This window comes from Sphingobacteriales bacterium (assembly GCA_016706405.1).
Taxonomy (GTDB): Bacteria; Bacteroidota; Bacteroidia; order Chitinophagales; family UBA2359; genus BJ6.
In genome coordinates, this window is sequence record JADJJT010000002.1 from 134,036 (window position 1) to 148,120 (window position 14,085).

Genomic DNA, 14,085 nt, shown 5'->3' on the forward strand with positions numbered 1-14,085 from the left:
TGTTTTATTTACAAGGAATCTTTTTTGCGCATAGCCCACCACATGCCTGCAAAAAATAAAATGTTTAAAATAGTAATGGCTACAAAATTAGTTTGTAATGTTTCAGAAAATCCGGGTGTGTTGGGCAAATTTAAAAAATCGGGGCCATAAACGGTTTTATAAGCCAAACTATCGGGTTTTGCCGGATTTACAATACTGTAACTTCTAATACTGTCTTGGATAAAGGTAAAACCTTGCGTACCCCAACGCGAGTACATGCCATACGAGGCCACTTCGACCACACTTTTTTCGGGGATGGTAGTTATTACGCCCGCCAAAATAATTTGTGGAATCAAAACTACTGGTATTACCGTCATAACTTTTTCGGTGTTGTTCATTTGAGACGACAGAAATAAACCCATCAAAGTTGCCGAAAATGCAAGGTAGGCCATCCAAAAGGTCATGGGCCAAAAATTTTGCATAGCCAAACTTTCAGTACCAATAAAAAAATGAACAATACCCACGAACAGCAAAGCTTGCACAACTGAAAACAAAGTAAGTACAGCAATTTTTGAAAACAAATAGGGCCCAACCCGCAAATTAAACATGCGTTCGCGCCGGTAAATGGGCAATTCGCCAACAATTTCTTTTGCGCTATTATTAGTTCCAAACCATATAGCCGAAATAGTCATAAAAAACAATACGCTAAGCTCGACTTCTTTAAAAATTAAAGCCAACAAGCCTGCAATTATGGGGGCTTGTAATAGCATGAACAAAGTATTGGTGCGGTCGCTAAGTTTTATATGAAAATACCTTGCGGTTAGCCACCACCATTGTTTTAAAACATTTTCGTTGCGCTGTTTGCTTATTTCGGGGTTAGCGCGGTGTATTACCCCCGACTCGCCTATACTGCCGTTAAATTTTTCGGCCCACATTGCGCCTTGCTCTAAGGTGCGGTTTTTAGCATAAACCTCAATCACGTTTTTAGCATTAAAAAACGACAAGTAGTTATTTTTGTCGCCAAAATAAGTTAAAAATCCACCTTTGGCCAAAAAAAGCACACGGTTTACGTAGTACAAATCGTCGGGTTTGTGTGTAACCATTACAATAGTGGTGCCTTTGCGTGCCAGGCTTTGCAAACACAGTAAAAACTCTTCGATGGTTTCGGGGTCAAGGGGCGAGGTAGGCTCGTCTAAAAATAATACCGAGGGGTCGGTTAGCAGTTCAACGGCAATAGATATGCGTTTGCGCTGGCCTCCCGAAAGCTCGCCTACGCGGCGGTGGCGCAATTCGGCATCGGCAATATTAAGATTGGCTAATACGGCATCTATTTTTTTCCGGATATCTTCGTCACTTACATCGCCGGACAGGCGCAGTTTTGCCGCATAAAACAAAGATTGTTCAACGGTAAGTTCTTTATGAACAATATCGTCTTGGGGTACGTAGCCAATTAAGCGTTTTAGGTAGTCGTAATTGGCATATAAATCAATGCCATGAATTAGTACACGCCCGCTTGTTGCCGGCACATCGCCATTTAGTGCTTTTAACAGGGTTGATTTTCCACATCCGGAAGGCCCCATAACTGCTACAAGCTCTTGCGCCGGAATTTTAAAGGATACTTCGCGCAATATGGCTGTTTGCCCGTTGTTTACCGTTCTGATTAGCCCTTCGGCAACAATAGCTTTTTGTTTCCGGATATCTTCGACGGGTTTGCGCAGCCTGAAACGGTAAGCACCTATATTAATATCGTCTTTGTCGGTTAAAATAGTAGGCTCTTTAATCCGGATGCCATTAACAAAAACGCCATTTTTCGAGTCTAAATCGCGCAGCACATATTGCCCGTTTTCAAGGGTAATGCTTGCGTGGTAGCGGGTTATAGTTAGTTGCGGCAGTCTAATGTCGCAGTCTTCGGCGCGGCCAATAATAATGTGTCCTTTCGAGGCTACTAACGATGCTAAGTCGGCATTTTGGTAATCCGTCATTACCAAATCGCTGGCAAGGTGTGCGCTGGGCAGGTCATTTGGGCGGGGTGCTGAATCATCTGATAGCGCGTTATTTGTTTCGACCAGCACCATTTCGAGCACTATCCGGTAGCCGTTTCCATCTGAGCCAAACTCAACCGAATCGGTGTGTTTTAGCTCGTGTAGTGTAATAATTTGGCCATTTACATACGTACCACCGGCACTGTTAAGGTCGCGCACCCAAAGGGTGCCGTTGGCTAAAATTTCAATTTGTGCGTGCTTGCGCGAAATATAAGGGTTGTCGAGTTCAATGGTTGCACCAAAGCCTTTACGACCTATTACTATTGTACCTTCTGCGCCTTGTTTTAGTACAAAGCGGCGCAGTAAGGTGTCGTTGTTTCGGTAAAGTAATAGGCGGGCAAATGGTAAATGCATAATTACATTTAATACAATTTAGCTCAGGGCTTCAATTTATAACGGCAAATAGTTGGAGCGGTGCTTGCAAGGCAAGGAGCTAACAAAATAAGGAGGGCAAATTAAGCAAAAAACTGCGAAGATACGCAGGTTAGTCCGATTGAGGGCTATAAATTGGCATTTTTTATGAAATTGGATGCAACAAGTACTTTTCCGGAAATAAAATATAAAAAAACTAAACAGGGGGCAGCTTTATTTTGGGGTCAATAAATAAATGAATCCGTCTAACCAATCCCGTAGGGATATTGTGTTTATAGAAAACCCAATACATAAATAGTTCGACCCCAACGAGGTCGCATAAAAACCCAATACAACCCATTCTATAAACCTTTGAACCCTTTGGGTTCTAAGCGGTGGAAATAGTGTAACAACTTAGGCTGCTTGTTTTTGAGCAAACTACACATAATCAAAAAATAAATTTATATATTTGAGCAAAAAACGGCAATAAAATTTTGTTTTCTAATAGTAAAAATTATTAAATTGCTGGCAGATTTAAACAACCAATTTTTTCTCATCCATAAAAATAGTATAAAATGAAACATGTTGTTAAAAATTTTAATTTAGGGGGGGGGGGTAATGTATAGCCTTTTACTTAGCTGCTTGCTTTTTCAGTTTAGCATTGTTTTAGAAAGCCAACAGCCAAGTACAACACCCAAACCTTATGAACCCGCCGAGCAAGACACCACCCCCGCTTCTACCCTTGACACCCTTAGCAAGCAAGCCCCACCCGGTATGCGCCGCGCCGACCCACCCGAAGTGTTGCGTACCCAATACCAAGTAATAGACAATAACTACAATTTAACCCCCAATGAGTATGTTAGGCAATACTTGCACACTTGGTTAGGAATGGGAAAACACGACGAATTGCGATTTGTTAAAAAAAGAACTTACAATTCCAGCCAATACGATACCGCCTATTATTACCAACAATACCATAAAGGCATAAAAGTTTATGGTGCAGATATGTTAATTAACGGTAAAGGGGGTAAAGTGGCAGGTGTTATTGATTGGGATTTGGCGCGAGGTATTGATGTTGATACCAATAAGTGCATAAGTTTAGAACATGCCTTTGAAATAGCCATCGCAAAAACAAAAGAACAAGAAAAAAACGAGATTATTCCCGATGATTGGCCCGATTTTTTTAAAAACAGGTTTAAGCCCGAAAACAGGCGTGCTAATTCTAGTTTTTATAGGCACGAAATAGCAAGCCCCCTCGTTACTGAAGAAGAAGCGGCTCGCGGCATTAGGAATAACAACTATGTAGCTTGTTATGTATTAATTGTCAGTACATATGCGCCTTTGAATGGAGGTGGTTTAATTTTTTATATTAGCTTAAAAGACGGCGAAATTATCAAATTTGGTTCGGCTGGTTTAGAGTCTTGCTCGGGTTGCCCTTCGTTACCAACGGGAGTAAACACCATAACCACCAGCGACCATCCCTGCCTAAAAAAATGCTTAAATAAAAATAACGGGGATAATGCCGATACCGACCCTACCTGCACACTTCTGCCCCAACCAAGCGATGGCTGCGGATCTTCGTATAGCAGCACAAAAGTTCCTACTTTATTTTATGGGTGTCGGTCTATTACCGCCCAACAATGCGGCGATGCCTTTAAACTTTTAAGCGATGCCGCCACCTACGCCCCTATTGAAGTAAGTTTAGCTTGTAATACGGCAATAAGTGGCAATACCTTGCCTAAAGATATAAAAATTAAATCAGATGATAATTACCTTTTTAAAGATTTAGGTGTTTTGGATAACCACCACGACCTAAGCGGCGTTACCGCTTATTGGGCTGCACATAAAGTATATGCTTTTTATAAAGAAAACGGAATAGATAGTTACGACGATGCAGGCTCGCTGTTGCGCATTCACCTTAATAGTGGTTTGACGGTAAACAATGCTGTTTGGTGGCCCAGCCCAACCACTCATTGTTCCGGATACACTGATGCCAACACTATTCAAATAGGTGCCGCATACAGCAGCACAATATGGCCCAATGTATCGGTTGATGTAATAGGGCATGAATTTACCCATGGGTTCCTATATAATTACATCGGATTTCCATCAAATTATATTCAATCACGCGCTTTACATGAAGGCATCGCCGATATTATGGGGGATTTTGTAGAGCATTGGTGTGTAAATAATCAACATTTAACAAACTGGGATTGGATACACGGCGAAGACAATAGAAATGCCCCTGTTAGATACGCCGATTGCCCAAGTGCCTCACAAGTTCCTATTGGTGGGGGCTATATGTCTCAGGCAGATACTTATAAAGGAACTACTTGGTTAAACAGCGAAAGTTTGTCAGACCAAACTAAGACCGCTTACATAAAAGCCGGCGTTGTTGCTTATTGGGCTTTTATGTTAGGTGAGGGCTGTAGTGGGGGGGTTTCGACAGGTGTTAATGAACTCGGAGATGCCTATACGGTAAATAAATTGGGTATGAGCAATTTTAAAAGTTTAATATTTAAAACCTTTGAAAGACTTAGCGAAAATAAGTTTACTTTTATAGATTACCCCATTTTTATGGCTGCTACCGATCAAGCAGCTATAGACGTTTTTGGAGAATGTTCGCAAAATTACAAAAATGTGGTTGATGCTTGGTATGCCGTAGGATTAGGCGAGCAATATCAACAAGATGCAAATTGTTTATGCGAAGTAAATGGCGGTGATATTAACCACGACTCCTATTATATAAACAGCGTTACTTTAGGTAATACTACGCGCATTACATTTGATGATGATGGATATTGTATTTGCCTTAGTGGCAATTCAAACGAACAATTTACAGCAATGCGCGGGTGTTATTTTGACCCCGAACTAATTGCCAAACATGGCGACAATACAATATATGGAACAACCATGGATCCATTGTATTGGAAAATTTGGATAGATAATAACTACGATGGCGATTTTTCCCCAAGTGAAATAGTATATACCCATTTTGACAATGGATTATATTTGCCCATATCGCTGCCACCCATTTTAGATACATTAACATTACTAACTGATACTGAGGTAAGAAATGTAATGCGAGTAGCTATGCGGGTAGGGGCTGCTATTCCAAACGATGGCTGCGAAGATTTTCAAAATGGTGAGGTCGAAGACCATACAATTAATATTATTAAATATGTACCCGCAAACTGCCCTACAAAGAATCTTATCCACAATAAGCGCGACGATAGTCATTTAACACAAACGCTTTTTATTAACAATAATAAAATAGTGTGCCAATTTAACGATAACAATCCGCAACAAGCAAAACTATTATTAGTGAGTTATAATGGGCAAATAAATACAAAAGAAAATGTATTACTTATGCCCGGAGAAAACACTCTGCCCTTGCCGCAAAACAACAATTTACTTAACGGCATGTATATTGTAGTACTGCAAACACTAAATAAAACGTATTCGGGCAAATGGTTTAAAGCCAATTAACTTGTATTATAGCAGCCTAAACCCGACGTTAAATACAAAGAGGCTTAGACTGTTTACCTAATAATTTTTACACCCATGAAAAGCAACTTTTTTTTAATATCCTGCTTCATTTTTTTATATACTAATACCAAAGCCCAAACTCTTATTTACAACGGCAGTTTTGAAATTTTCGACACAACCGGCACTAATAAAACTAATTATTGTGATGTGCCTTTTGAGTTTAACCAAATTAAGGGTTGGTGGGACCCCGGACTACAAGGATGGTGGGAGTATTATCATCATGGTTTTTTTCCTTTTACAGATAGCCTCGCAATGGCGTGCATAGACACAGGGTATTTTACAGGGAATAAATCATTTGGCACTTTAGGAAGGCTTGTTAAACTGCCCACACAAAACAAATCGTTTATTTCGCTTAGGCTATTATCTAATAATGGAGATGTGCCGCCCAAAAAGCATTTTTATTGGCGGGGGTATTTAGCCACCCAATTAACAAAACCATTGCGCGTTGGGTGTACTTATCGCATTAGTTTCGATGTATGCAATGGCATTATTTACAACTGTTGCGACCAATTCGTTTCGCATAGTTATATTGATAAAATTGGCGTTTATTTTACTACCCAAAAATTGCAATTATCAAAAACTATTGAAAATAAAGATTTGCCTACCGGCATACAACCACAGGTAGAAGTGAAAGGCATTGTTAAACACCAAGACTGGACAACTTATACCTTAGAATATACAGCAGATAGCGCCTACCAATATTTTAATTTTGGCAATTTTTATGCACATTCTCAAACCAATCATATTGATACTTGCTATAAATGCGACCCAAACGACCCGATAGAAATTCATCAAAACGGTTTATATTTTTTCGATAATTTTGCCGTAACGCCTCATTTGTGCGCTTGGCTTAAACATGGCGTTATTTGTCAAGCCGAGCAAACATGGCTTTATGCCCAAGGCGAGGTACAACCCACATGGTATCAAATTATACCCAACCAACCACCTGCCTACCTCGCCACTGCCGACAGCCTATTAGTTAGCCCCACGCAAACTACTAAATATATAACCACCGATGGCGTAAATACCGATACTTTAACCGTTTATGTAATAGAACCCATTACTATTAATTTTGAAACCGATAGTTTGCTATGGTGCTATCATCCGGATACCCCCTTTTTATCCTTAACGCCAAATATAAACGGTACAGGTGGCATAGTTTGGAGCAATGAGGCAACCACCATATCAACACAAATAAACCAACCAGGCATATATTGGGTACAAGCCGATAATACATGTTTCTCGCAAACCGATACATTAATTGTATATTGCCCCGCAACCGACACTACCACCACCGACACCACTACTTTACCACCCATAAAAGGCACAACCAAACCCAAACAAGCTCGCTCCCTTGCCCTGCCCACCGCGTTTAGCCCCAATAACGACGGCATCAACGACCGCTTTACCTTACCGCAAAACCAGGCAATAACCCAAGCCCAGCTAATTGTCTATAACCGTTACGGACAGCGTGTTTTTAACGGAAATGCCTTTGATGGCTGGAGCGGCACTTTGCCCAACAACACCCCCGCACCCGTTGGCGTGTATGTATATATGTTCAGCTACACCAACCCTTTATCCGGATTAACCGAAACGCAAAAAGGGAATATTACGCTGTTGCGGTAACTCGTTCCGTTTCGCTACAAAAAATAATACTTGTTTTTTGCAGGGAATTTTTTTCTTTTTCATCCGGAAAAATGGCGTACACCAAAAAATTCCTGTTCAGGCAAGCAAATTTTACGCCTTGTTTGCAGAAGGTATTAAGTATTTTGTTTTACAAAATCTATTAAATAATGGTCGGAGGTGTAGGCCAGCGGGGGTATTTTGCCCAAGCAATTTTCGGTATAAGAAAGGGCTTTAATGAGGCGGGGTTTGGCGGCAATTACTGGGTTTAAATACGATGGAGGGAAGGCAATACCAATGGGTTTTTTCCGGATGGGCTTAAAATGCGGAGCTAAAAGTTTAGCCAATCGCCCAGGGCGATAGTACCACGTATCTATCGTCACTTGGTTGCCAATATGGGCGGCATGTTTGCCTTTTTTAAGCCGGCGTATAGCTTGGGTTAGTTGCCCTTTAAGGCAAAAATAGGCGGTTTCGTGCCAACAAAAAGTGCCCATTACCACTAATATTAAGCGCCCGTTAGGTTTTAAGCAGGCGGCAGCTTGCATTGCAAAAGCTTGTAAAGCGTGCGGCGAAAGGCAGTTTAGTCCGCCAAAATTAGAAAAAATAAGGTCAAAATGGTTGGTGTATTGGGGGGGTAACTGGCTTAGATGTTGGGTATCTAAAACTTGGCAAGTTACCCAGTCAGCTAAGCCCAAATCTGCAATTTTTGTTGTGCTACTGCAATCATTTGGCTTGATATATCGGTAGCCAACACGTTGCAGTTATGCTGTGCAAACCAAGCGGCATCGTGGCCGGTACCGCAGTTTAGCTCTAATATCCGGAAAAAAGGAGGGGTATTGCACTGCTTGGATTCTTGGTTTAAAAAATATTGCGCTACATATTGCCAAACGGCTTTGCGTTGCCCTTCTCCGGCGGCTGTTTGGGTAAAAATAGCATCGTATTGGTTGGCAATGGCATCAAAAACTGCGTTGTTTGGCGGCATTGGCAGGCAAGTTGGTAGGTATTATTTACTAGCTGCAAGTAATAACTAATTAATTAATTGATTGACTTGCGGTATTGTACTTAATTAGGCCAAAAATAGGTGTAATTATCGGCTTGCGCGCTAAACTGCATATCGTACTTACCAGTTAGCAGGCAGTGTTTACAAAATAGCGAGCGGCCTGTTAAACGGTTGGCATTGGCTAAGGATTGGTATAGTTTTACTTCGTCTATTTCGTAGGCAAGGGCGGGCAGGGTGTAATGGGTAGCCAAAACTAAACAAAAGCCGCCAATTATGCCGTAAAACGCGGTTTGCCAAGGTGTGAGTTTTTGTGGTGGATTGACTAAATTAACAACCCGTTGTTTAAGTTCGCTGTTTTTGGGCTGGTAATGGTGTGCCAAAGGCAGGTTCTGTTGCCGTTTTATTTGAAGCAACAAAGAAGCATATTGTTTGGTATTTCCGGTAGATTTAGCGGCAAACTCATCGGCAATAAATTCGCTCAAATAGTCAAATTCTTTCCGGAAAAAATAAAATGCCGGATTAGCCCACCAAATTATTTGCAATAAGTGCAATATAATTTTTATCCAGGTATCGCGCTGCTCGATATGCGAAATTTCGTGGTGTAAAATGGCTGTTTGCGCGTTTGTTGTTAGCTGGGTTGCATTGGGTTGCCAAACTATATAGCCGCGCCACAACTTAAACGAGGCAAAATTATAAGCTTTTTTAGGGTGTAGTAGGGTATAGGCCTTACCTGATACGGTTATTTGTTCTTTGTGGCTGGTAGAAACCAAATAAAATAAGCCCAATATTTTAAACAGCAACCATCCAATTAATAAAAGGGCAAACAATAGCGCAAATTCGCGCAAGTAGGGTATTGAATTTAGTAACCAGTCGTAGAGTTTATGCTGCTGAAAGGTTAGTAAATTACTTTTGGTAATATTGGTACACGAGCAAAAATGGGGTTGGCTAACGGCTTTTTCGTAGCACATATCCATTTCGGAGCCGTCAATGGGGCAAAACTGGGTAAAAACAACTTCGGGTATTGGATGCGTGTCTAAACAAGGTGCGTAGGTTTGGTTGGTGGTCGAGTTAAATTTGTCGATGGCTACGGGTAGCGTTAACGACAGTGCAACAATAATAAACAAACTTCGTTTTTGCCAAATGCTGGTAATACGCCTATATACCAAAAGCCGGTAAATACAGTATCCGGATATTGAAAGTAAATAGGTTAAAATGATATAAGCAATCATGGCAAACAAATACGACTAATTGTTAGGTTTATCAAGCAAGCATCAAACAAACAGCAAAGGTACGGTCTTTTTTGAGTTGTATATATAAGAAAAACATTTATCAACTATCCAATTAGAAAAAAGCCTCCGGATGTTTTAAGCCTACCTATTGCAATGTTATAGTTATAATTTACTATTGTTTATTAATTGTTGCAATTCGTCAAGTTCGGTATTGCTAATTTGATTAGTCTCAACCAAGGCCGATACTAACGAGCTAACCGAGCCTGCAAACGCATTTTGTAAAACATTTGAAACTAAACTTCGTTGGTAGTCAAGTTTTGATATGGCCGGAAAATATTGATGTGTGCGGCCATGCGCTTGGTGCTGCACAAACCCTTTTTCTTGTAAAATACGCACGGTTGTCGAAATGGTATTGTAGGCGGGTTTGGTTGGCTCGTTCCATTCGTCTAAAATATCTTTTACAAAGGCCAGTCTTAAGTCCCATAAAATATTCATTACCCGCAGTTCAAGGGGGGTAAGCAGTTTTGAGGCCATATTGGGTTGCATCATCATCTTCGTTAGGCTATTAATTTGGGTTTATTGGTTTAGTATTGTTTTATTTATCCATTTATTTGAATAGATATTCGGCTATTTGTACGGCATTGGTGGCGGCACCTTTGCGCAAATTATCGGCCACTACCCACATATTTAAAGTGTTGGGTTGCGACTCGTCTCGGCGCAGGCGGCCTACAAACACCTCATCTTTGTTAGCTGCATTTATGGGCATGGGGTATAGTTGTTGTTCGGGGTCGTCTTGCAGCACTACGCCGGGCATAGCAGCTAATATTTGCTTCACATCGTTAAGGTCGTATGGTTTATAAAATTCAACATTAACACTTTCTGAGTGGCCTATTTGCACTGGTACGCGCACGGCAGTACAGGTAAGCGCCAAATTGGGTAAGTTCATAATTTTGCGCGATTCGTTTACCACTTTTAGCTCTTCTTTGGTGTAGCCACTGCCATTAGACTCAAAAACGTCGCATTGTGGCAGGCAATTTTTGTCAATTGTATGCGCATAAACACGTTTAACGGCATTGGCATTTCCTTGCCGCTCGGCGTTTAATTGAGCCAGCGCTTCTTTGCCTGTACCCGATACCGATTGATAAGTTGATACTACCACCCGTTTAATACCATAAGCTTGTTGCAGCGGCCAAAGCGCCATTACTAGCTGAATGGTCGAGCAGTTGGGGTTGGCAATAATTTTGTTTGAAGCGGGATTAATAGCTGTAAAATTAATTTCCGGAACTACCAAAGGTATATCCGGATGCATACGCCAGGCCGATGAGTTGTCTATAACTGTTGTGCCCGCGTTGGCAAACTGTGGTGCATATTGCAACGACAAATCAGCACCTGCCGAAAAAAGCGCAACAGTAGGACGTTTAGCTACTGCCTCGTCAATGGTAATAACTGGCCAATCTTTTCCGGAAAAATTAATGCTACGCCCAGTTGAGTTTTCTGAGGCCACCGGCAATAACTCAGTTACCGGAAAACGCCGCTCGGCTAAAACCTCCAACATTACACCACCTACTAAACCGGTAGCACCAACAACGGCAACACGCATAAATTAAGAAAAAGAAAACTCCTACAAATTAAAAAGTGTTCTTGGTTGTTTAACTAAAACACCTCATTAATTGGCAAAATTACCATAAAAAAGGCAAGTTGCCTAAATAAAAAATGTTAAACAGTGTTTTTAAGGTGTGTTTTCAACCCAGTCGGCTATAAAAATATTGGTATCGCGGGTGCCGCCGTTGTTGCGGTTCGACGAAAATACCAATTTTTTGCCATCATAGCTAAACATAGGAAACGAGTCAAACGTTTCGTCGAAAGTAATTTGCTGTAAATTACTGCCGTCCACGTTAATCATAAACAGGTTAAATTTAAAACCCCGGCCTTGTGCGTGGTGGTTCGAGGCAAAAACAATGCGTTTACCATCCGGATGAAAATAGGGAGCCCAGTTGGCTTTTCCTAATTTGGTTACCTGCCTCAAATTGCTGCCGTCGGCATTACAAACATAGATTTCCATATTGGTGGGCATCACCAAATTTTTGGCTAAAAGGTCTTTATATTCTTTTTGTTCTTCGGGTGTTTGCGGGCGCGAGGCTCTAAAAACAATTTCTTTGCCATTGGGCGAGAAAAAAGCACCGCCGTCGTAGCCTAACTGGTTGGTAATTTGTTTAATATTGCTGCCGTCAACATTCATGGTATAAAGGTCAATATCGCCATTGCGGGTACTGGTAAATACCATTTGTTTGCCGTTGGGCGACAAGGTGGCTTCGGCATCATATACTTTATTATTGGTGAGTTGTTTTATTATTTTTCCAGATTTGTCGGCTACAAACAGGTCAAACTCTGCAAATAAATCCCAAACGTATTTGCCCGTTTTGCGCCAGTCGGTTTTTTCGGGGCAATTGGGGTTACGATGGAAGGTTGAGGCATAAATTATTTGCTGGTCGTTGCCCATAAAAAACGAGCAAGTATTGCCTCCGCCGCCTTTGCTAATTAGGTTTAATTTAAACTCTTCTTCGGGTTTTTGGGGTATGCTGCCATAAAAATTTGGTCGCAGTTAATATTTTTTTCTTTGTTGGTAATTTGTAATACCAGCAAACTGTCGCCCAATGCAAAATAGGCTTCGGCATTATCGCCGCCATTTGTTAGTTGGCGTATATTTGCCAGGTGTTTTTCTTGCGGGTAATGGGTAATTGTAGCATTGGCTGCGGGGGTATTTGCACCATGCTGATTGTTGTGTCCATGGCTTGATACCGTGTCTTGGTTAGTTTTTCCGGAGGATGCGTTATTTGTTGTTGATTGCTTACAGCCAATACCCAAGAGCATCGAAAAGAAAAAAACTTGGGCTATAAAGAGTTTTATCACTCCAGTATATTTAAAATTTAAACACTCCATTAGTTGAGAGAATATTTTTTATTAAAATAAATTTATTTGTATTTGTGTGTTTGTTTACCCGCGTACAAATCTATAGCTGCTGCCGGGGTAGTGTGCGCGGTCGCCCAATTCTTCTTCAATGCGCAATAACTGGTTGTACTTGGCCACGCGGTCGGTGCGCGACACCGAGCCTGTTTTAATTTGGCCACTGTTTACGGCAACGGCAAGGTCGGCAATAAAGGTATCTTCTGTTTCGCCCGAGCGGTGGCTGATAACCGAATTATAACCCGCAGCATGAGCAATGCTAATACAGTTAAGCGTTTCGGTAAGTGTGCCAATTTGATTGAGTTTAATTAAAATGGCATTTCCTATGTTTTTCCGGATACCTTTTTCTAAGCGTTCAATATTAGTAACAAACAAATCGTCTCCTACTAATTGTATTTTTTTGCCTAATTTTTTGGTTAGGTCGCCCCAGCCTTTCCAATCGTCTTCGCTCATACCGTCTTCAATAGAAATAATTGGGTATTTACTACACCAATTTGCCCAAAAACTCACCATTTCATCCGGGCTAAGGTTTTCGTTGGTGGCTTTAAGGGTATAAAGTCCGGTTTCTGGATTGTAAAATTCGGTAGCGGCGGCATCTAAGGCAATAAACACATCTTCGCCTGGGCGATACCCTGCGCGCTCAATGGCCACTAAAACGGTTTCAATAGCCTCTTGGTTAGAGGTGAGGTTAGGGGCAAATCCGCCTTCGTCTCCTACATTGGTGCTGTGATTTTTTTCTTTTAAAACTTTCCGGAGGTGCTGAAACACTTCAACGCTCATCCGGATGGCTTCAGAAAAAGTATCGGCCCCAACGGGAACAATCATAAACTCCTGAAAATCAATATTATTATCGGCATGTGCGCCGCCGTTTAAAATATTTATCAGCGGAATTGGCAAGGTGCGGGCTTGCATACCGCCTAAGTATTGATACAATTTTTGGTCGTTAGCGGCGGCGGCGGCACGGGCAATGGCCAACGACACGCCCAAAATGGCATTAGCACCGAAATTACTTTTGTTATTGGTGCCATCTAACTCGCACATTAGGTTGTCTAAAAACGTTTGGTCATATACGCTAAGCCCTTCTAATGCGTTAAACAGTTCGTCAATATTATTTACAGCTTCCAAAACGCTTTTACCCGAGTAAAAGTCGGGGTTGCCATCGCGAAGTTCAATAGCTTCGTGCGCACCTGTTGAGGCACCCGAAGGCACGCAAGCCCTGCCTAAATCGCCGTCTTCGGTTAAAACATCAACTTCAACGGTGGGGTTGCCGCGTGAATCAAGAATTTGGCGGCCGGTAATATCCGAAATATTGCTCATTTGAAAGGGGTGGTTTAAATAATTATTAATT

The 14,085-nt window shown here is 41.4% G+C and carries 11 protein-coding genes; 2 read left to right on the plus strand and 9 right to left on the minus strand.

Annotated elements, in window-relative coordinates:
- Window positions 1-8: 8 nt before the first annotated feature.
- Entirely contained in the window at window positions 9-2,375 is a 2,367-nt protein-coding gene (locus IPI59_06945) for an FHA domain-containing protein (protein ID MBK7527276.1), read from the minus strand.
- Window positions 2,376-2,990: 615 nt separating this feature from the next.
- Here IPI59_06945 and IPI59_06950 point away from each other — a divergent pair.
- Complete coding sequence (locus IPI59_06950) at window positions 2,991-5,861, plus strand: M4 family metallopeptidase (protein MBK7527277.1); 2,871 nt, start codon at window positions 2,991-2,993, stop codon at window positions 5,859-5,861.
- Between the two features lie 75 nt (window positions 5,862-5,936).
- Window positions 5,937-7,547, plus strand: coding sequence for a gliding motility-associated C-terminal domain-containing protein (locus IPI59_06955; protein ID MBK7527278.1), 1,611 nt, complete (start codon window positions 5,937-5,939; stop codon window positions 7,545-7,547).
- 134 nt (window positions 7,548-7,681) lie between these two features.
- On the opposite strand, the gene IPI59_06960 is transcribed toward IPI59_06955, so the two are convergent.
- The 8 genes from IPI59_06960 to eno all read right to left on the minus strand — a co-directional run bounded on the left by IPI59_06960 (window position 7,682) and on the right by eno (window position 14,054).
- The gene (locus tag IPI59_06960) at window positions 7,682-8,239 is read right to left on the minus strand and encodes a hypothetical protein (GenBank protein MBK7527279.1); all 558 of its coding nucleotides are present in this window, start codon (window positions 8,237-8,239) and stop codon (window positions 7,682-7,684) included.
- Entirely contained in the window at window positions 8,230-8,526 is a 297-nt protein-coding gene (locus IPI59_06965) for a methyltransferase domain-containing protein (protein MBK7527280.1), read from the minus strand. The genes IPI59_06960 and IPI59_06965 overlap by 10 nt, the downstream gene beginning before the upstream one ends.
- A gap of 80 nt (window positions 8,527-8,606) precedes the next feature.
- Window positions 8,607-9,773: a M56 family metallopeptidase gene (locus IPI59_06970; protein MBK7527281.1), complete on the minus strand. Its 1,167-nt coding sequence runs from the start codon at window positions 9,771-9,773 to the stop codon at window positions 8,607-8,609.
- 162 nt (window positions 9,774-9,935) lie between these two features.
- Entirely contained in the window at window positions 9,936-10,307 is a 372-nt protein-coding gene (locus IPI59_06975; GenBank protein MBK7527282.1) for a BlaI/MecI/CopY family transcriptional regulator, read from the minus strand.
- Window positions 10,308-10,380: 73 nt separating this feature from the next.
- A complete protein-coding gene (locus IPI59_06980) occupies window positions 10,381-11,373 on the minus strand; it encodes an aspartate-semialdehyde dehydrogenase (GenBank protein MBK7527283.1) in 993 nt (330 codons plus the stop codon).
- A 129-nt stretch (window positions 11,374-11,502) separates the two neighbouring features.
- A complete protein-coding gene (locus IPI59_06985) occupies window positions 11,503-12,273 on the minus strand; it encodes a PD40 domain-containing protein (GenBank protein ID MBK7527284.1) in 771 nt (256 codons plus the stop codon).
- Window positions 12,274-12,317: 44 nt separating this feature from the next.
- Window positions 12,318-12,683, minus strand: a complete 366-nt coding sequence (locus IPI59_06990; GenBank protein MBK7527285.1) for a hypothetical protein — start codon at window positions 12,681-12,683, stop codon at window positions 12,318-12,320.
- Between the two features lie 84 nt (window positions 12,684-12,767).
- Window positions 12,768-14,054 carry a phosphopyruvate hydratase gene (gene eno, locus IPI59_06995; protein ID MBK7527286.1) on the minus strand — a complete coding sequence of 429 codons (1,287 nt, stop codon included), beginning with the start codon at window positions 14,052-14,054 and terminating at the stop codon, window positions 12,768-12,770.
- Window positions 14,055-14,085: the final 31 nt, after the last annotated feature.